The sequence below is a fragment of the Fangia hongkongensis FSC776 = DSM 21703 genome (assembly GCF_000379445.1).
In the GTDB taxonomy this organism is placed as follows: Bacteria; Pseudomonadota; Gammaproteobacteria; order Francisellales; family Francisellaceae; genus Fangia; species Fangia hongkongensis.
This window is the reverse complement of sequence record NZ_KB902251.1, coordinates 155692-174433: the sequence shown is the minus strand read 5'-3', so window position 1 is coordinate 174433 and position 18742 is coordinate 155692. Positions and strand designations below refer to the sequence as shown.

The window sequence follows — 18742 nt, the reverse complement described above, 5'->3', positions numbered from 1 at the left end:
ACCCAAAGCACATTTCAGATAACACAATCTGATAAATATGTTATTCTTATCACTGTTGATAAGTTAAATAAACATAGATAATGACAAAACAAATATACCTTGATTATGCCTCGACAACGCCAGTAGATAAAGCGGTTGCCAAAGAAATGTGTGAGTATTTAAGCATTGATGGGCAGTTTGGTAACCCTGCCTCTAATACACATGATTTTGGGATGATCGCCAAGCTTGCGGTAGATGAGGCAAGAGAAAAAGTAGCGCAGTTAATTCATGCTGATTCACGCGAGATTGTCTTTACTTCTGGGGCAACGGAGTCAGACAACCTTGCAATTAAAGGTGCTGCATTTAGCTATCAAAATAAAGGTAAGCATATTATCACCAGCAACATTGAACATAAAGCTGTGATTGATACTTGTCAGTACTTAGAATCCCAAGGCTTTGATGTGACTTATTTAGAGGCAGATGATAAGGGACAAATTACACCAGAGCAAGTGCGAAAAGCGATTCGTCAAGATACTATTTTAATCTCCATTATGGCAGTGAATAATGAGCTTGGAACAGCTTATCCATTGGCAGAAATAGGTGCACTCGCAAGAGAGAGAAAGATTCTTTTTCATGTTGATGCAGCGCAAGGTGTGGGTAAGGTTAATATTGATGTGGCGATGATGAATATTGATTTATTATCATTATCAGCACATAAGATTTATGGCCCTAAAGGGATTGGTGCGCTTTATGTTAGAAGAAAACCCAAAATTAAGCTTGTACCCCTTATTCACGGGGGAGGTCATGAAGGAGGGTATCGCTCTGGAACGCTCGCAACACATCAAATTGTCGGCTTAGGAGAAGCTTGTCAGTTGATGTTTGATAAGCAAACAATATTTTTAAAGCATGTCACAGCGCTAAGAGAGATATTCCTTGAAAAGCTAAGTAGCTTGTCACACATTATCATTAATACCCCGCTTGAGAATAGTTATCCGGGGATTGTTAATATCACATTTAAAGGCATAGATGGTGAGGCGCTAATTGCCTTTTTACACAAAATGGCTGTTTCTATGGGCTCTGCTTGTAATTCAGCAAGTGTAGAGCCTTCATTTGTATTAACAGCAATTGGACTTTCTCAAGAAGACGCACATAGTTCTATTCGCTTTTCTTTTGGGCAATATACAACCAAGAAAGAGGTGATTTTTGCTGCTGAAACAGTACTGGAGTCTGTCAATAAGCTAAGAGGACTTTCACCGCGCTGGCAGGAGTGCTCAGATGTATAATAAGCTTGTACTTAAGTGGTTGCTCTCCATTAAGGAAGAAGATTGTCTTCAGAGAGATAAACTTAAACAGGCATTGTATGTCGGTGGGGAAGGAGCAGAGGTTTATTTTGATCTTTCATCAAGCCCTGCCAAGTTTGCTGTGATTGGCAGCGCCTATTTAACAGCAATGGTTAAATGGCTTCAACAAGTACTGCTAGAAGATAATAAGGCCTTGCAGAGCTATGATTTCCCTGCGCTTATTGATCTTTTCTCTTTGCCGTCTATTAAACGCAAAGATGCGCTTTTGTTATTAGAGTTAATTGAAATCATCAAAGATGAGCGCTGAGTATCACCAAGCGGTTGTACTGCATACAAGGCCTTATAAAGAATCCTCTTTATTAGTGCATGCATGGCTTCAAGATCATGGTAAAATTTCAGCAATCTATCGTGGTGCAAAATCAAAGAAAAAACCCAATTTATGCCAGAGCTTTGCGCTATTACAGCTTAAAGTTAAATTGCCCACTTCACATGATGGGCTCGCCCTGATTCAAGATATTGAGCAAGAGAGAATCTATCCTCAAGGCAGCTACCTTTCACAGTTATCAAGGCTTTATTTGAATGAGCTTTTATATTGGCTTTTGCCTATTGATCATCATGATGATGCTTTATTTATGCATTATTTAGAGACAATTGATGCTCTTAAAGATGACAATGTTTCAAGGGCACTGCGTTATTTTGAGGTGAGCTTATTATCAAGCCTTGGTTATAGCTTTCAATGTGATCATGATGATAAAGGGCAGCCCATTGAAAAAGAGCATTACTATTTTATGCAGCCGCTATCTGCGTTTTATCTTAGCTCTCATCATCAAGGGATCAAGGGTGAGTTTATTCAAAAGCTGGACGGTGATTTGACTCGGTTATCAGATGATGAGTTTAAAATATTGAAAAAGCTCACCAGAATCAATTTAGATGCTTGTTTGCAAGGAAGAGAAATGAAGACACGGGATTTACTTAGGAATTATTTAAAAGCGTAAAATAATCAGCTTGAGTACTTGTTTAACGCGGTTGCCTTTGTTAAGATTTGCAGCGAGTTAAGTAGCCGTGGCTACTTTTTTCCTGGAGGGGTGTCCGAGTGGTTGAAGGAGCACGCCTGGAAAGCGTGTATACGTTAACACGTATCGAGAGTTCGAATCTCTTCCCCTCCGCCAGATAGATTATTCTTTAGGACTTACATCACACTTTTCAAGCGGAATGACTTTTGATTTTTTAATCAGCTTATAACCAACCAGTAATAGTAAAAAGAGAATAAAACCAATATAGGTTGCAAAGAACTTCTCCCAAGTGATATGACCTGAAAAAATGTCAGTGAACTCTTGCCCAAGGATAATGATGGCAATCACAATCATAGAAATAACAGGCGCTAGAGGGAAAAATTTTGCTTTATAGGGCAAATCGCCTAGGTTTAAGTTTTGTTTCTTGTAAGCGCGTCTAAAGCGATAGTGGCTAAGGGCAATACCAAACCAAGCAATAAATCCTGCTAAAGAGGAGATGTTTACTAGCCAAACAAAAACAGTGCCATTATCTAAAAATGAGGTTAAAAAGAAAAAACAGCCGACTAATGCAGTAATTAAAAGTGCATTGATTGGAACACCGCGTGGGCTGATTTTTGCAAAAACGCGCGGTGCTTGTTTGGTGTTGGCTAAGTGCCACATAATTCGCGTAGCAGAGTACATGCTGGCGTTGCAAGCAGATAAAATAGCGATCAAAATGACGGCGTTCATAATTGTTGCAGCATACGTGAGCCCTGCATTTTTAAAGACGATGGTAAATGGGCTAATGGCAACATCAGAGTTTGCATTAACAAGAATATCGCTGGTGTACGGGATTAAAAAGCTAATAATACCGATGGCAATAATATAAAAAAGCACCAAACGCCAAAATGTGCGCTTAATCGCAAGTGGGATAGATTTTTTAGGATTATCAGCTTCACCGGCAGCAACACCAACAAGTTCAGTGCCTTGAAAGGAAAAGCCAGCGATTAAAAAGACAGCCATAAAGCCAACAAAACCACCGTGAAAAGGCGCATCGCCAATATGCCAGTTTTGAAAGCCAACAGGTCCGCCAACTCCTGTTACTCCAATGATAGTTAAGATACCAACGACAATGAAGATAATGACAAAAGCAACTTTCACAAAGGATAGCCAGTATTCTGTTTCGCCATATACCTTTACAGCAAATAGGTTCAAGCCAAAAATAAGGAGGAAGAATAACACGCTCCAAATAATAACGGGTACATCTGGAAACCAGTACTGCATGATAAGCGCAGCGGCGATAATCTCAGCTGAAATAGTAATCGCCCAGTTAAACCAGTAGTTCCATCCCATGGCAAAGCCAAAATCTTTACTGACATACTTACTGGAGTATTCGCAGAAAGTGCCGGTGGTGGGTGAATGTGCTGCCATCTCTCCAAGTGAGCACATTAAAAAATAGACCATTAATGAAATAATGACGTATGCTAACATCGCACCGCCGGGTCCTGCCTGAGCAATCGCGCTTCCACTTGCGAGAAAAAGCCCCGTTCCAATCGAGCCACCTAAGGCAATCATAATAAGGTGGCGTGTGTATAAGTTGCGTTTTAGATTATTTGACATGTTATCCTCGTTATTCCTTATCCTTTAAATATTCCAAATCTGTGACATAAAAATAAAGCCAAGCTTTTTGCTCATCTAAGCGTACCCCATATAATACTTATTGTTCTTAGGCAGATGTGTATTAATTTTCTAAACTTACTACAAGAGATTTGTTAGAATGATCCGCGCAGCACAAATTAACTGTTTTTTATGCAAATGTAAATGCTGTCAGCTTTGAATATGATATTCTAGAGGCAGATTGGTTTTGAAGTTATATCAAAAAGGGGACTATCGCCGTGGCGGTAAAGGACAAGAAAAACAAAGAAGTGAAAAGTAGAAAATCAACTTCTAGAGTAAAACGAAAGCCAGCTAAAGCTGCCAATGAAAAATTGGTCATTGATGAGGCAGCGAAAAGAGAGATCAATCATCTTTTGTGGGAGCGCATTAAGATTGCGTGGCTTGTAATTGTTGGCGCTGTAGCACTTTTTTTACTGTTATCACTCTTTTCCTATTCACATACAGACCCGGGTTGGACAGTTGCAAACTCAAATGCAACTATCGATAATTATGCAGGGATTGCTGGTGCCTATACGGCTAATTTTGTATTAGCTATTTTGGGGATTTTTGGCTTTTTACTGCCGTTTTTACTGGTTTATGGCATTTGGCTTTTTTTCCTGGAGAAGAAAAATTTTGCTGAAAGCAGTGTGCTTTTAATGCTATGCAGGGTGATCGGTGCTATTTTGCTTTTATGCGCAGGCAGCGGACTTGCCAATATTTCTCTGGCGGTTTTTAACGAGACGATGCCAGAGGGATCAGGCGGTATTTTAGGGCAAGAAATTGCAAAATATACCGTGCTATATTTAAGTACAGCTGGTGGTGTATTTGTTTTATTTGTGGCCTTTTTATTGGGTTTGACTTTATTCTCAGGTGGCTTTTGGATTCGTGCGCTCACAAAGGGCGTGAGCGTTTTTTGTGTCCAGTTAAAAAATATGCTCATTCGATTTTGTTTGAGTATTCAAAGCCTCTTTGCCAGAGATCCAAATAAACCTAAAAAGGAAAAACGAAAAAAAGAAGCGCCAGAGACAGCAAATAAGAGCGATCAATTTCAAGAGCATTTTGATGATGCGCATATAGAGGAGAATGTTGACACGCTGACATTCAATGACGCCTTAGCTGAAAAAATGCAAGATGAAAACACAGTTAAAAAAGCACAAGCCGAAGAGGAGGTTCTGCCAACATCACCAGAGCCATTTAATGAAGTGCTTGATTTTGATGAAATTCCAGATGATCGCATTCAAGGCAGATCAACGGTTGTGATGCCAAAGGAAGAGGATGAGCCTGTTAAAAAGCGGATCTTGCCAATTAAAAAAGCAATAAAGTTTAAAACCAATAAGGCAACGGGATTGCCAGATTTGGATTTGTTAGATGATCCTGAAGAAAAGCAAGAGATTGTCTCCAAGGCGTTTTTGGAAAAAATGGCACTTCTTGTGGAGGAAAAGCTTGCTGATTTTGGTGTGCAGGTGAAAGTGGTTGGTACTTACCCCGGTCCTGTGATCACCCGTTTTGAGGTTGAATTAGCCCCCGGTGTTAAAGTCAGTAAACTCACCGGTCTTGCACAGGATTTAGCCCGTTCTTTGTCCACTACGCGTGTTCGGGTGGTGGAGGTAATTCCTGGGAAGCCTTATGTTGGCTTGGAGCTTCCAAATCAAAAGCGCCAAATGGTGCGATTAAAGGAGGTGTTGTCACATAAGAAGTTCAAAGAGTCAAGCTCACCTTTGACTATGGGGCTTGGTGTTGATATTGCAGGAATGCCAGAGACGGCAAATCTTGCCAAAATGCCACACTTATTGGTTGCAGGAACAACAGGTTCAGGCAAATCAGTTGGTGTGAATGCGATGATCATTAGTATGCTGTATAAGTCTACCCCAGAGGATTTGCGCCTTATTATGATTGATCCTAAGATGCTTGAGCTGTCAATCTATGAAGGGATTCCACATCTTTTAACACCGGTTGTCACCGATATGAATGAGGCGGCAAATGCCCTTCGTTGGTGTGTTAAAGAGATGGATAGACGCTATGAGCTAATGGCTGCAGCAGGGGTGAGAAATATCGCAGGCTTAAATGATAAAATTAAGCAAGCAGAGAAAACAGACACGCCAATGAAAGATCCACTTTGGTTAAAGTTGCATCCGGGCCAAGAAGAAGATGCGCCAGTTCTGGAAAAGCTTCCATTTATTGTTGTAATTGCCGATGAGTTTGCAGATATGATGATGGTGGTGGGTAAGAAAGTAGAAGAGTTGATTGCACGTTTGGCACAAAAGGCTCGTGCAGCGGGAATTCATTTAATTCTCGCCACACAAAGACCATCAGTTGATGTTGTTACAGGGCTGATTAAGGCAAATATTCCAACAAGAATTGCCTTTCAGGTGTCATCAAAAATTGATTCAAGAACCATCTTGGATCAGCAAGGGGCAGAGCAGCTGTTAGGGCATGGTGATATGCTTTATCTGCCACCGGGTTCTGGTGTGCCAGCGCGTGTGCATGGTGCATTTGTTGATGATGATGAAGTCCACCGTGTTGTCGGGGCGTGGAAGGAAATGGGTGCACCTGATTATATTGATGATATTCTTGCAGGTGAATCTGAAGAAGGCGATGGCGCTGATGGCTCTGGCGCAAGCCAAGATCCACTTTATGATGATGCGGTAAAAATTGTACTTGAGACACAAAGAGCCTCGATATCAAATATTCAAAGGCGTCTTCGCATCGGTTATAACCGCTCTGCCAGATTGATTGAAGAGATGGAGGCGGCAGGGCTTGTTAGCGAAATGCAGTCAAATGGTATGCGAGAAGTATTAATTAAACGCTAAAACGTAGGAGTTGTATGAAACGATTGTTTGTAAAGGTTTGTTATTACACTTTGACGCTATTTCTTGTGTCATTGTCCTATGCGCAAAGTGAAAATGGCGTCAAAAGTCATGCGCAGACTGAAAATAAAGCCGCTCAAGCACTTTTTGCAAAAATCAGTGCACTTGATAATATGCACGCAGATTTTACTCAGGTGCTTCGTGATACAAATCAAGGTCAACTGCAAAAAAGCACAGGTCAAATTTGGATTAAAAAACCAAGTTATTTTAAGTGGCAAATTCTCTCACCGAATAAGCAGCTTTTGGTGTCTAATGGCAAAAAGCTTTGGAATTATGATGAAGATTTAGAGCAAGTGACAGTGCAAAGTGTGCCAACAGATGTCTCTCAAGCACCATATTTACTACTCCTGTCGGGGAATGAGTCAGTGCTTACAAAGGTCTTTTCAGTCAGTGCTTTATCAGAGGATAGCTATCGCTTAAAGCCCAAAGATGGCACAAACTCATTGATTCAATATGTTGATATGCGCTTTTCAGGGAAGAAGCTGACAGAGCTTGTGATTCAAAGTGAAACCGCTCAATCAACTGTGATTACATTTGATAATGTGAGTTTTCAGCCGATTTCTAAGCATACTTTTTATTTTACAGCGCCCAAAGGAGTTGATATTTTAGGTGCTTAGTGAAAGAAGACAGCAAAGCATAAAGCTGAAGTCCCTGCTTAAGTGGTGAGCTAAAAGCAAAACTAAAAGGAAAAATATATAAAATCTTCTGTGAGTAGTATATACTCCCACGCATTCTTTTTAAAAATATCATCAGTATAATTATGGCAATTCAACGTTTTGAAATTGAGCTTGTTTCAGCCAAAATGATTGCGCCGAATGTGAAGCATTTGGTGTTAAAAAAAGCAGATAATAGTGCATTTGACTTTGTCGCAGGACAATTTATTACCTTTTTGTTTGATCACGAAGATGGCAAAGTTAGAAGACGAAGCTATAGTGTGGCAACGATTAAAGGGGAATCTCAATATATTGAAATTGCCATTTCCTATGTCGATGGTGGCATTGCGACAGAGCATCTTTTTAATATGAAGCCGGGCGATAAGTTTAATGCGATGGGACCTGCTGGGCGTTTAGTGCTAAAAGAAGATGAAAAAGTGCGAAAGCTTCTTTTGGTCGGAACAGGAACAGGTATTGCGCCTTATCGTGCGATGTTGCCAGAGCTTGAGAAAATTGCAGGAAATGATGCCAAAGAGGTGCACGTTCTTTTAGGGGTTCAGTACCAACAAGATGCGATTTATGCAGAGGATTTTCGTGTTTATGCCAATAAGCTTGAGCATTTACATTTCAAAGCCTGTTTAAGTCGTGAAGAAAATAGCTTGCAGGCAGATGAAACAAAAGGTTATGTTCAACATCAGTTTGATCAGCTTGATTTAGACCCTGAGCAAGATGTGGTTTATTTGTGTGGGAATCCAAATATGATTGATCAGGCATTTGAAGCATTAACAACAGCAGGCTTTAATGCAAAAATGGTGCGCCGCGAGAAATATATCTCATCCAATTGATTAAATTTGATCAAAAAGTTCTTGAGTGTTGCGCGTGTTTTCGCTAAGATTTGTGAGCTTAGAATTGTGAGGTTGCGGTGCTTAAGATGGGCTTAAGTGGCGGCAACGACTAAAAAGAGGTTTTAATTATGAATAATGCGATTCAACCAAAATATGAAGAAATTACAGTAACATGTAGCTGTGGTAATACGTTTCAGACACGCTCAACAAAGAGCGAAGACTTACAGTTGGATGTATGCTCATCTTGCCATCCTTTCTACACTGGTAAGCAGCGTGTTGTTGATACAGCTGGACGTGTTGATAGCTTCCAAAAACGTTTCGGTAATATGAAAAAGCGTAAGCTATAAAACCCTTCCGTTTTAGCGAAATATATTATTCTAAAGGCCACATTTTTGTGGCTTTTTTATTGGTTTTTGGTGTCTTTTGGTGAAAATTTAACTTATTTTGCCGTAATTTTTTTATAGATTAGTTATCTTCTGTTATAATTTCTTCCAAGATGAGAGAGTCAGCATATGTATGGGGTCGTATGTTTATAAGTATTTGTATTCAAAGCAGTAGTATGACTACGCTTTATTGTGAAGCTTAATATTGCTAACTAAAGATAGGAGAAGGTTAATATGTTTGACACAATTACGGTTTATTCAGGCGGAACTTACTTTTTGAGTGAAGTTTAATTCTGTCAGGAGAATATTTGAATTTACGCTATCAACGCCATTATTCTATTATTGGTTTATCAGGACAAAATAAGCTGAGGCAAGCGTCTATCTGTATTGTCGGTTGTGGCGGTGTGGGCTCTCCTTTGGCGCTATATTTGGCAGCGGCAGGGGTCGGCAAGCTTGCGCTTATTGACTCGGATATTGTCTCGCTGTCAAATTTGCAGCGCCAAATTCTTTATTCGGAAAATGACATTGATTGCTCTAAGGTTGAGCGTGCGAAATCACGTTTAAATGCACTTAATTCAGAGATTGAAATCAAGGCCTATCATGAGCGCCTTAGCTTTGAGTGCGCTCAAACGCTTTTTGCTGAGTATGATCTAATTATCGATGGCACAGATAATTACAAGACGCGCTTTTTGATCAATGATGTATGCTGTCAGCTCAGAAAACCGTTTATTAGCGCAAGTGTGTTAAAGGCTGAAGCGCAGCTTGCATTTTTTGATGCTGAGCATGCCTGCTATCGTTGTCTTTATCCTGTAGCGCCGCCAGAGGGTATCTCACCTAGCTGTGCAGAGGCTGGTGTTGTTGGCGCGGTGGTTGGTGTTGTCGGTACAATGGCGGCAAATATGGCAATTAACTTTTGCTTGGGAAAAGAGATCCCACAAAAGCTAATGCGCTATAATAGTGAGAGTTTATCTTGGCAGAGCTTTTCTTTTTCTCAGCGAGAGGCTTGTCCTTCTTGCATATCTCAAGCATATACACCAGTTGAAAAGGCTTGTGAGCTTATGGATTTAGCTAAGCTTGAAATAGCTGAATTTGATCCAAAGGCGCTAGTTGTTGATGTGAGAGAAGATTGGGAGATAGAGCTTCACCCCTATGATCAAAGCTATATTCACATTCGTTTGAGTGATTTGTTGCAAGGCAAATTTGAGCTTAAAACGCTGAGAGAGGCAAAAAAGGTAATTTTTCTATGTAAAGCTGGTATTCGCAGCCTTAAGGCTGCAATATATTGCCAGAAAATTGCGCCTGATTTAGCGGTTTTTTCCTATACTGGTGGCATGCAAGCTTATTTGGCGCGTCAAAACAAGGTGTTATGTTATTAAACTCAGTTCGAGAGAGAAGCTCTGAAGAAACCTTAAAAATTATTCTGCCCTATGCAAAAGAAGCAGGGATTACAAGGCTTGCTGATTTAACGCACTTAGATCAGGCAAGTATTCCGGTTTATACTGCCATTAGACCCATGTCGAAGTCGCTGACAACCAGTCAAGGAAAATCTGAGAACCCTGTCGATGCAGTGGTTGGGGCATATATGGAATCATTAGAGGTTTATTTTGCAGAGAATGTACTTCCAGAGATCCAAGATAAAGCATTTACTAATGAGCCTTTATTTGTTGACCCAAATAAGCTTCCTTCAAATGTGACATATTCCTATGAATATCGCCATAACTGGTGTAAAGGGCAAAGCTTTATAACTGATCAGTCCTATTATATCCCGATGCAGTTTTTAAGTCTTGATACAACAAACCGTGAGGTTTTAATTCAAGCGGTGGATACTACAGGCGTTGCCTCTGGTAATAGTTATAATGAAGCGCTAGTTCATAGTTTGCTTGAGTGTATTGAAAGAAAATTCTGCACTAGCAATGCTAAAGCGCTTGGAGTTGATGCTGATTTTGCTTTATTAACTGAGCTTCAAAAAGCGCACAGAGTAAAGCTTAGTTATCATGCTAATTCTTATGATGTGTGTGTGATTAGTTGTGTTATTCAAAGCAAATATGACTATGATTCACAAATGACCTTTAGTGGTTATGGGGCGCATATGAATAAAGAGATTGCCTTGGCGCGTGCACTAACAGAGGCGATGCAGTCAAAAGTGACCACAGTTGCAGGCTCTCGAGATGATTTGCACAAATTAGTTTATACGCACCAAAATAAAGCGCTTGACGTTTCTGAACCAGAGATTTTATTCTCTGAGATAAGCGGAAATAAGCTCACGAGCGTCGCTGAGTGTGTCGCGCATTTAAAAACCGCGCTCAGTAAAAATAAGCAAGATGCATTTGTCTATTGTTATCATCAAGGGGATTTGACGTTCCTAAAGAGTATTTTGCTTGATTGCAATGTAATAAGCGAGGTGCAAAGATGAGCCAGTTTTCTCCACATAAAACCATTGTCTTTAGCGAAACAACGCTAAGTAAAAAAGAGGTGCACGTATATTTGCCGCAAGCAAAAGTTGTATCTTCAATTAAAACGGGGGATATGATTCAAGCGCTGAATGATGGCTTTAGCCTTGCAATTATTATTGATGGCAATTTTGATTTTGTCAGCTCGGTTTGGCATAAAGAGATTTTATATGCCATTGAAAAGGACATGATAGTTATCGGTGTCTCTTCAATGGGTGCGCTTCGTGCAGCTGAGCTTTACCCTTATGGTATGCTTGGATCTGGTTATGTATTTGAGAGTTATAAAAATAACGTTACAACAGATGATAGTGAGGTGGCAATTAGTTATTATCGGCTTGATGAAACACTCCAATCAACGCTGGCATTGATTAACATTCGCTATAGTTTGTCACAAATAAAAAATGTGGTACCACCTGTTCTAGAGAGCATTTTTAACAAAGCAAAGAGCATTTATTACAAAGGGCGAACATGGGCTGAGTTACAAGCAGCCTTAACTGAAAGTGAGTATGCACTTTTAAAGCAATCCTATGTGGATATTAAAGAGAAGGACGCAAAAGATGCGCTAAGAAATTTGACTAAAATCATTGAGTCATCTGCCTCTTGTGCAATCAAGGTGCCAAAGACCGTATTTCTGAAAAAACTGATACGTGATGTTAGCTATCAAGATGAAATCAAAGGCATTGTGGCAATCTTAAAAGAAAAATACCAACGAGAGGCTTTGGCGCTAAAAGAGACTCGAGTGGAATCAGCTGATGATGTTCAAGCCAATGAGTTGGCTAAGCTCTTGGAGGTGGATAAAGCGATTGCTGCATTTGCAATAAATTTAATTGCAGAGGGAAATATCAGCTTAACAGAGAAAGGGTTTCAGCAAAGTTTGGCGGTAGTGCGTAAAAACTTAGGTTTATTGGATGGTAATCAATTTAAAGAGTGGTGTTTAAACCATAATCTTGATTTCCAAGTGATTGAGCAAACTTTTCGTAGTTATTTATTGCTTCGAAGAGCTATCTATTAAAAATATCGGGATTTTTAAAGCTTAACCCTAACGTTCCGCTGAAGAAACTTGCTCTACTAGGTGTGGTGACATCATAGCCATCATTTTGGAAATCCTCGAGCTGCTGACAAAAACCAGGATCATATTCATCAATATCACTCAGTAGATAGGCTTTTCCTTGTTTATGCAAGCTGCCTTGACGTTCATGAATAATATCAATTTGGATATCTTGTGTAATGTCAAAAAAGAGATTGTTATGAGGGTGTGTTTGTTCACTTTTTTTAAAGGTGTCAGCATAAATTTCAAAAATATATTTGATATCTGAGCATATTTTCAAGGAGTTGTTTACCGAGTTAGGGCGGTAGCTTTCAGTGTGGTGTGAAGTGCTAAAGTAATGTATTTTATGTGCGTTTCGACAGAAGATGGATGGTGCTAAGATAAAAGGGGCTTGCTCTGTTTTGTAGATATCTAAGTAGGCCCGTTGAATATCATGGAGAGGTAAAGAGGTTTCATCTGTTGCTAGGCTGTGTATTGGTGTGTGGTCACATAGCGCTGAAAAAATATGTAAGACCATTTGACTTGTATATGCGCTATGAAATATTGAGTCAGTGTAGCTTCGTCTTATGCTGGATAAGAAGTATTGGTAGTATTCAGTATAGCGTGAGTAAGCTGTTCGCTTGAATGCATATAAGTGAATAAGATCTTTGAAGGGGTGTGCCTTTGACTCGCGAACCTTGGAAGCCCATTTTTTAGGGAAGCAGAGAAACTCTGCTCGCCAGTTGGAGTCAGTAAGTTTAGAAATTTCTCTTATGGTCTCTAAGTGCAAACTATTAGTGTAGGGGCGCGCGATATGCTTGTTGTAATGCTCGTGAAATCTCCTATGCTTTTTATCATCAGCGACACGGCAAGCAAAAATGGGCTGAATGGTGCCAGCACTAATCCAAAAATTAGAGGGAGCAAAGTAAGAAAAGTTATCTTTTGTGATATAGCTGGTATAAATAAAGTCGCCAGCTGTAAATGACATAAATATTTTGATGGGGTTGTTGTTTATATAAAAGTCAAACTGCTTAGATAAAAACATGCCAAAAGGGATGTTTTCTCTTACCCCTGTGCCATCTGGCAAGTAATGTGAGTGGACATCACCAACCATATCACCATATTTATATTGCCAGATCTCAAAATAATGATTTCTAATATCAGGATCATTATCTAAAATCTCAAATGCCTCTGGATTCACTGCTTTTACGCGCTCGGCAATCTCATCCCAGCTTACTTTAATAATGCTCATTACTGTATCGCTTATCTTCTATCCATTCATATTATATCATTGAAAGCCTCATTTGTGGTGAGGTATATCGCTGGCATAAAGGTGCCATGCTTTGAAAAAGCAACACAAAAATATATCAATCGATAGAGTTTGCAATATACCATGCGAATGATGTGGCCATTGTAAAATATGCAGGAGGGGGGTGGAATGGACACATCAAAATAATCGCAGGGGGTAAGTCGAGGATATCCTTGCCTTTGTGGTCCATTCGCAGGGGGGGATAAGTGGCGAATCCAACGGATGTATGCGGGGGAGCGTGAATTTCCGTTGAACCTATCCTCGTCTTACGCTTACTAATCTAACATGGGTAATTCGCGCTGTAAAACACTTTGAAAACGAAATTTTATCGTCATAATTTTCATCTGTTTTCTATCAATCGCCTTCGCTTTGATCGTGGGCTTTTCTTTCGTTTTTTTCTACATTTCTTGCATGCCAGTAAAGAATATCAAACATCATAATAGACCTCCAAAAAGCTTTAGGTTTTGTTCTGTCTACTACTAATTTAGTTGAATTTTGTGAAAAAAGCCGTTTCAGTGATGTTTCAGGGTGTATCTGTTTTGATACACATAAGCAACCATCCAGAGGTTGTCTTTTGAAAATGACGTTATACACTTAGATAAAAGGGTTCAGTAAAAGGAAGCGTCATGTTTGAATACAAAAAAATCGTTTATGCAGTGGATGTTAATGACAAGGGCTTGGATAATAAGATTACAGAAGTTTATGCTTATGCCAAAAGAAAAGGTGCTGAGTTGTCTGTGGTGAGTGTGCATAAAACTATTTTTGACTATGGTTATGGTGCTGGCATTAATTCGCTTTCACCGAATGAAGTGGTGAAAGAGCGTATGCAAAAGGCGCTTGATGCACTTGAAGAGCTGTATGTTGCTGACTCTGAAACTAAATTTTTATTGGTTGAGGCGGATTCTATTTCAGATGGGATTATTGAGCTTATTCATGAAAACGATATCGATCTATTAGTGCTAAATGGGCACCACCATGGGGTTTTGGGTAGAATGGGTTCTGTTGCAACTAAGATTGCCAATAATGCGCCTTGTGATGTTGTCATTCTAAAAAATGAGTAAGTCATTTTACAATAGCTTAATCCAAAAGATTGATGAGCATACACTTGTTATTGCAGCGACCAACCGTTTATCCGAGCACTTATTCACTATTTACTTAGAATATGCTCACGCTACTGGGAGTAAGGTGCTGTTTGATGAGAAAGTGTTTGGCTTTCGTGCTTGGCAGCAGCTGATGTATCAACAAATGTTGATTGAAAACAAGGGTGCTTTAGAGCTTCTTTCAAATGATGAGTCAAGTTATCTTTTTGAGCTGATTATCTCTAAGGATGAATCGGTGTTCTCAATTGGCAAAAAAGAGAGGGCTTTGATTGAGTCTGCCTATCAGATGATGTGCGAATGGAATATGCCATTAAGTTCGTTAAATGACTACACAGAAAATGTGAATGTTGCAAATTTTCTTCGTTGGAGTGAGGAGTTTGACAGGTATTGTCAGCGAAATAATGTTATTCATGAGGCTAAATTAGCTTCTTATTTGCTTGAGATGAATGCACTTGAGTCTTTTGTGGCTACAAAAGAGATCAGACAGGTTTTTTTTGTTGGCTTTGATACCTTTACCCCCATGATGGTTCAGTTGATACAATCACTTGCGAGCCTAGGGGTTTCAGTTAATTATTGGCAGCTTGCTACCGAAGAGAAAAGCTCATCTTACTATTATGCATTTGAGAATGATGAAAAAGAACTTGAAGCTGTCTCTAGAGAGGTCGAAAGACTCCATAAAAATGAACCTGATCTTAGTATTGGGGTTATTGTGCCCGATTTGCAAAGGCAATTTCGCACATTACAGCGCGTATTTGATCAAGCACTTTTGCCTGAGGAAATTAAAGCGCAATTAAGCATTGATAATTCACTTCGCCCTTATGTGATTTCAGGTGGCGTGCCTTTAGCTGAAATCCCTGTCATTTCACAATTGTTACTCTGGTTGCATCTAGATGACATGCAGGATTGTTCAAAGTTTTTTTTGGCGCTTTGTAGTCCGTATATTAAAGGTGCGCCTGAGTATCAAGCGGCGCGCCAGCAGTTGGTCTATCAATTTACCGATAAAATGATGGCGCAATCAGCGCTTAAAGAGGCGCTCTCCATGGATTTGTTTACCAGTGCAATGGATGAATCTCTTTTGATGCTGTTACAAGAATGCTCAGGGCTGTTAATGGCGAATGAGCATAAAAGATATAGCGCCTATGAGTTTATCGCTTTATTGAAAAAATTAATTAAGGTGATTGCATGGCCAGGGGAGATGGTGCTTGATAGCACAGAGTATCAGGCAGTGAATAAGTTTTATTTGGCGATAAATAACTTGATGAAATTTGAGCGGATGGCGCTTAATTTAAGCTATAGAGACTGGGTTTATCGCTTGCAGGCGCTTGTGCAGGCAACTGTGTTCCAAACTGAAAGTAACCTAAAGGCAAAAATTCATATTTTAGGGGTGTTGGAGTCAAGTGAAATTGCATTTGATAGGCTTTATGTTATTCGCATGAGTGATGCTAACTGGCCATCTCTAACGCCAGCGAATCCATTTTTACCTATCGGTTTTCAGCGAGAGCATAATATGCCGCATTCAAGCAGTGAAAAAGAGCTTGAGTTTGCTGAGTCAGTAACAAAAAGGCTGCTTAATCAATCAAAAGATGTTCGCTTTAGCTATGCTATGCTATCTCAAAAAATGCTTCAGTTACCCTCGCCTTTATTATCAGAGATAGCTGTTGAGCAAAAAGAAATAGAGCTAAATAACTCGTTAGTTTCGATTGTGCTAAAAGAGTGCAAAAACAAACTTTCGTCACTTGATGCTGAGGAGAAAACCTCTCTTAAAGGTGGCAGCTCCGTGCTTAAAAATATGGCTGAGTGTCCTTATCGTGCGCAACTGGTGCATAGGCTTTGTATCAAGCCATTTCCAAGTTATAAAAAACAGTTGGACTCCCTTGAAAAAGGGGTGCTGATTCATTATGTGTTGGAGTCAGTGTTTCGAGTGATCAAAGATGCATCCACGTTAAAATCTCTTAATGAAGGTGAACTTGATGCGCTTATTCGTGAGCATGTAGATAGTGCGCTTTTAGTGCACCAAGCTTATCTTCTATTTGTGCCTGATTTTATGCGTGAAGTGGAAAGAAAAAGGCTTATTGAGCTTGTGCGAAACTGGCTTCAGTATGAGAAATTGCGCGAGGTTGATTTTGAGGTTGTTGCGCTTGAGAAGCGTGTTGATGTAAAGATTTTTGGTGTAAATTTATCGCTTCGTGTTGATAGGGTTGACAGGTTAGTCACTGGGCATACGGTGGTGATTGATTATAAAACCTCAAAGAAATTTGAGCTAAAAAGATTACTGGATACGCCTGTTACAGAGCCGCAGTTGCCACTTTATGCAGTGTTTGAAGATGCCGATGCGATTGCTGTTGCGCTCGTTAACGCTGCAAAAGTGGAATTTAAAGCACTTTCAAATACAAGTAGTTGGATTTCTGAAAATGTACCAAAGGCTTTTCCAAGAGGTGTCAGGCATGATTTAGCAAAAGAGCTTGAAGCGTTCAGTGATTTAAAAGCACATTGGCGAGGTAACTTTGAATCTTTGATGCAGGCATTCGCCTCTGGAGATGATATGCTTAAGCCTTCAGCGCACACATGCAGGTATTGTGACTTTGGACGAATTTGCCGCCATAAGTATAACTAAATGTATGGGGTGGCTTTAGCTCTTTTGCATGTGCCTTAGCATAAGCATCGAGTACATCTCGCATAAGTTTCTGATAACCAGAGCGTTCTTTATCTTAAAATTTGAAGTAAAACTATATAGGCAAAAGAGCTGGAGCAAAAAAAGACAAAGGCGATGATGATGCCATTGATAGCAAAGTCACTTCGTTTTCGTAACAGTCCTTTTCTGGCTGAGGTGCGAAACAAGATGCGCGCTGCAATCCAAGCTATCGCAAGTGCAATAATCAAGGCAATCAAAAAAGAGAGAATCATAAGCTTCTAGTGATGCTGTAAAATTAACTTTTTATCGTAATCGGTTTGTTTTTTATAAGCAAGAAGTGATGTGAAATCAATATGTACAAAATGCTGCTAAATAGGTAGAATGTTTGCTCAATTAATCGCAATAAAGCAATGATAATATAATGGAAGTTAATGGTTATAGGGCGCAGCTAAAAGAAATGCGCACACGTCTAGATGCCCTTCGGGGGTATCTTTGACTTTGATCACAAAAAAGAGCGTTTAGCTGAAGTTTTAATGGAGCTGGAAAATCCCGATATTTGGAATGATCCTGATTACGCGCAAAAGCTGGGTAAAGAAAAGGCATCTTTAGAGATTGTCGTTGATAATATCGATGCTATATCAGTGCAGATCGAAGATGCTGATGGCTTGATAGATTTGGCAGTAGAAGAGCAAGATGAAGCAACTTTACTGGAAGTGGTTGAGGATATCTCTTCTTTAGAAAATGCGCTTGAGAAACTTGAATTTATGCGCATGTTTAGCCATGAGATGGATCCCAATGATGCTTTTTTAGATATCCAATCAGGCTCTGGTGGCACGGAGGCGCAAGATTGGGCTGAAATGCTTATGAGGATGTATCTTCGTTGGGGCGAGGCGCACGATTTTAAAACTGAAATTATTGAAGTATCTGATGGTGAAGTCGCGGGAATTAAAAGTGCGACGATACGTTTTCAGGGTGAATATGCTTATGGTTGGCTTAGAACAGAAACAGGTGTGCACCGTTTGGTGAGAAAATCACCGTTTGATTCGGGCAATAGACGCCATACTTCGTTTGCCTCTGTATTTGTTTCGCCTGAGGTCAGCGATGATATTGAGATTGAGATTAATCCAGCTGATTTGCGTATTGACACCTATCGGGCTTCTGGGGCTGGTGGGCAGCATGTTAACAGGACAGATTCCGCAGTTAGAATTACCCATGAACCAACGGGGACTGTGGTGCAGTGTCAAAATGATCGCTCTCAGCATAAAAATAAAGATCAAGCGATGAAGCAGTTGAAATCAAAACTCTATGAGCTTGAAATGCACAAGCGAAATCAAGAAAAACAAGCACTTGAAGAGACAAAATCAGATATTGGCTGGGGCAGTCAAATTCGCTCGTATGTGCTGGATCAGTCGCGTATTAAAGATTTGCGAACAGGTGTTGAAAACACAAACACGCAGGCTGTTTTAGATGGTGATTTGGATCGCTTTATTCAGGCAAGTTTAAAAATGGGTTTATAAGGTTAGATTAAAAAATTCAAGAGTAAGCAGG

At 39.9% G+C, this 18742-nt stretch carries 16 protein-coding genes and 1 tRNA gene; 14 read left to right on the top strand and 3 right to left on the bottom strand.

Translation table 11 applies throughout. From position 1 onward, the window contains the following. The first annotated feature begins 80 nt into the window (after positions 1 to 80). The 4 genes from A37Q_RS0106950 (at position 81) to A37Q_RS0106935 (ending at position 2449) form a co-directional block, all read left to right on the top strand. Entirely contained in the window at positions 81 to 1262 is a 1182-nt protein-coding gene (locus tag A37Q_RS0106950; RefSeq protein ID WP_018299558.1) for an IscS subfamily cysteine desulfurase, read from the top strand. Then, complete coding sequence (locus A37Q_RS0106945; RefSeq protein ID WP_018299557.1) at positions 1255 to 1587, top strand: hypothetical protein; 333 nt, start codon at positions 1255 to 1257, stop codon at positions 1585 to 1587. Before A37Q_RS0106950 ends, A37Q_RS0106945 begins: the two co-directional genes overlap by 8 nt. Further along, positions 1577 to 2275 carry a DNA repair protein RecO gene (recO, locus tag A37Q_RS0106940; protein WP_018299556.1) on the top strand — a complete coding sequence of 233 codons (699 nt, stop codon included), beginning with the start codon at positions 1577 to 1579 and terminating at the stop codon, positions 2273 to 2275. Before A37Q_RS0106945 ends, recO begins: the two co-directional genes overlap by 11 nt. 84 nt (positions 2276 to 2359) lie before the next feature. Then, positions 2360 to 2449 (top strand) — tRNA-Ser (locus A37Q_RS0106935). Positions 2450 to 2455: 6 nt separating this feature from the next. Here the strand turns inward: A37Q_RS0106935 and A37Q_RS0106930 are convergent. Further along, the gene (locus A37Q_RS0106930) at positions 2456 to 3892 is read right to left on the bottom strand and encodes an amino acid permease (protein WP_018299555.1); all 1437 of its coding nucleotides are present in this window, start codon (positions 3890 to 3892) and stop codon (positions 2456 to 2458) included. A gap of 398 nt (positions 3893 to 4290) precedes the next feature. On the opposite strand from A37Q_RS0106930, the gene A37Q_RS0106925 reads away from it, so the two are divergent. The 7 genes from A37Q_RS0106925 to A37Q_RS14855 all read left to right on the top strand — a co-directional run bounded on the left by A37Q_RS0106925 (position 4291) and on the right by A37Q_RS14855 (position 12138). Beyond that, on the top strand, positions 4291 to 6738 hold the full coding sequence (locus A37Q_RS0106925) for a DNA translocase FtsK (RefSeq protein WP_411763049.1): 2448 nt from the start codon (positions 4291 to 4293) through the stop codon (positions 6736 to 6738). A 14-nt stretch (positions 6739 to 6752) separates the two neighbouring features. Continuing rightward, on the top strand, positions 6753 to 7412 hold the full coding sequence (gene lolA / locus A37Q_RS14860) for an outer membrane lipoprotein periplasmic chaperone LolA (protein WP_018299553.1): 660 nt from the start codon (positions 6753 to 6755) through the stop codon (positions 7410 to 7412). Between the two features lie 143 nt (positions 7413 to 7555). Continuing rightward, complete coding sequence (locus tag A37Q_RS0106915) at positions 7556 to 8293, top strand: FAD-binding oxidoreductase (protein ID WP_018299552.1); 738 nt, start codon at positions 7556 to 7558, stop codon at positions 8291 to 8293. A gap of 128 nt (positions 8294 to 8421) precedes the next feature. Beyond that, the gene (rpmE, locus tag A37Q_RS0106910) at positions 8422 to 8640 is read left to right on the top strand and encodes a 50S ribosomal protein L31 (RefSeq protein ID WP_018299551.1); all 219 of its coding nucleotides are present in this window, start codon (positions 8422 to 8424) and stop codon (positions 8638 to 8640) included. 344 nt (positions 8641 to 8984) lie between these two features. Further along, complete coding sequence (locus A37Q_RS0106905) at positions 8985 to 10052, top strand: HesA/MoeB/ThiF family protein (RefSeq protein WP_018299550.1); 1068 nt, start codon at positions 8985 to 8987, stop codon at positions 10050 to 10052. Beyond that, a complete protein-coding gene (locus A37Q_RS0106900) occupies positions 10043 to 11089 on the top strand; it encodes a YcaO-like family protein (protein WP_018299549.1) in 1047 nt (348 codons plus the stop codon). The genes A37Q_RS0106905 and A37Q_RS0106900 overlap by 10 nt, the downstream gene beginning before the upstream one ends. Next, positions 11086 to 12138 carry a TfuA-like protein gene (locus A37Q_RS14855; protein WP_018299548.1) on the top strand — a complete coding sequence of 351 codons (1053 nt, stop codon included), beginning with the start codon at positions 11086 to 11088 and terminating at the stop codon, positions 12136 to 12138. Before A37Q_RS0106900 ends, A37Q_RS14855 begins: the two co-directional genes overlap by 4 nt. Here A37Q_RS14855 and A37Q_RS0106890 read toward each other — a convergent pair. Next, positions 12128 to 13405, bottom strand: coding sequence for a hypothetical protein (locus A37Q_RS0106890; RefSeq protein ID WP_018299547.1), 1278 nt, complete (start codon positions 13403 to 13405; stop codon positions 12128 to 12130). The two genes, A37Q_RS14855 and A37Q_RS0106890, sit on opposite strands and share 11 nt — an antisense overlap. Before the next feature lie 683 nt (positions 13406 to 14088). Between A37Q_RS0106890 and A37Q_RS0106880 the strand changes: the two genes are divergently transcribed. Next, complete coding sequence (locus A37Q_RS0106880) at positions 14089 to 14523, top strand: universal stress protein (RefSeq protein ID WP_018299546.1); 435 nt, start codon at positions 14089 to 14091, stop codon at positions 14521 to 14523. Then, on the top strand, positions 14516 to 17176 hold the full coding sequence (locus tag A37Q_RS0106875) for a PD-(D/E)XK nuclease family protein (protein WP_018299545.1): 2661 nt from the start codon (positions 14516 to 14518) through the stop codon (positions 17174 to 17176). The genes A37Q_RS0106880 and A37Q_RS0106875 overlap by 8 nt, the downstream gene beginning before the upstream one ends. Positions 17177 to 17265: 89 nt before the next feature. Here the strand turns inward: A37Q_RS0106875 and A37Q_RS0106870 are convergent, their stop codons facing one another. Beyond that, the gene (locus tag A37Q_RS0106870; RefSeq protein WP_018299544.1) at positions 17266 to 17466 is read right to left on the bottom strand and encodes a hypothetical protein; all 201 of its coding nucleotides are present in this window, start codon (positions 17464 to 17466) and stop codon (positions 17266 to 17268) included. A 149-nt stretch (positions 17467 to 17615) separates the two neighbouring features. On the opposite strand from A37Q_RS0106870, the gene prfB reads away from it, so the two are divergent. Beyond that, positions 17616 to 18711, top strand: a protein-coding gene (prfB, locus tag A37Q_RS0106865) for a peptide chain release factor 2 (RefSeq protein ID WP_154648640.1) whose coding sequence is annotated in 2 segments (ribosomal slippage) — positions 17616 to 17687 and positions 17689 to 18711 — 1095 coding nt in all. Because the reading frame shifts where the segments join, the coding sequence is not laid out codon by codon here. Positions 18712 to 18742 lie beyond the last annotated feature (31 nt).

Excerpts from the sequence above, each read along its gene's own strand:
- A37Q_RS0106950 (WP_018299558.1), top strand. The coding sequence starts at position 81 with ATGACAAAACAAATATACCTTGATTATGCCTCGACAACGCCAGTAGAT.
- A37Q_RS0106945 (WP_018299557.1), top strand. The coding sequence starts at position 1,255 with ATGTATAATAAGCTTGTACTTAAGTGGTTGCTCTCCATTAAGGAAGAA.
- recO (WP_018299556.1), top strand. The coding sequence starts at position 1,577 with ATGAGCGCTGAGTATCACCAAGCGGTTGTACTGCATACAAGGCCTTAT.
- A37Q_RS0106930 (WP_018299555.1), bottom strand. The coding sequence starts at position 3,892 with ATGTCAAATAATCTAAAACGCAACTTATACACACGCCACCTTATTATG.
- lolA (WP_018299553.1), top strand. The coding sequence starts at position 6,753 with ATGAAACGATTGTTTGTAAAGGTTTGTTATTACACTTTGACGCTATTT.
- A37Q_RS0106915 (WP_018299552.1), top strand. The coding sequence starts at position 7,556 with ATGGCAATTCAACGTTTTGAAATTGAGCTTGTTTCAGCCAAAATGATT.
- rpmE (WP_018299551.1), top strand. The coding sequence starts at position 8,422 with ATGAATAATGCGATTCAACCAAAATATGAAGAAATTACAGTAACATGT.
- A37Q_RS0106900 (WP_018299549.1), top strand. The coding sequence starts at position 10,043 with ATGTTATTAAACTCAGTTCGAGAGAGAAGCTCTGAAGAAACCTTAAAA.
- A37Q_RS14855 (WP_018299548.1), top strand. The coding sequence starts at position 11,086 with ATGAGCCAGTTTTCTCCACATAAAACCATTGTCTTTAGCGAAACAACG.
- A37Q_RS0106890 (WP_018299547.1), bottom strand. The coding sequence starts at position 13,405 with ATGAGCATTATTAAAGTAAGCTGGGATGAGATTGCCGAGCGCGTAAAA.
- A37Q_RS0106880 (WP_018299546.1), top strand. The coding sequence starts at position 14,089 with ATGTTTGAATACAAAAAAATCGTTTATGCAGTGGATGTTAATGACAAG.
- A37Q_RS0106875 (WP_018299545.1), top strand. The coding sequence starts at position 14,516 with ATGAGTAAGTCATTTTACAATAGCTTAATCCAAAAGATTGATGAGCAT.
- A37Q_RS0106870 (WP_018299544.1), bottom strand. The coding sequence starts at position 17,466 with ATGATTCTCTCTTTTTTGATTGCCTTGATTATTGCACTTGCGATAGCT.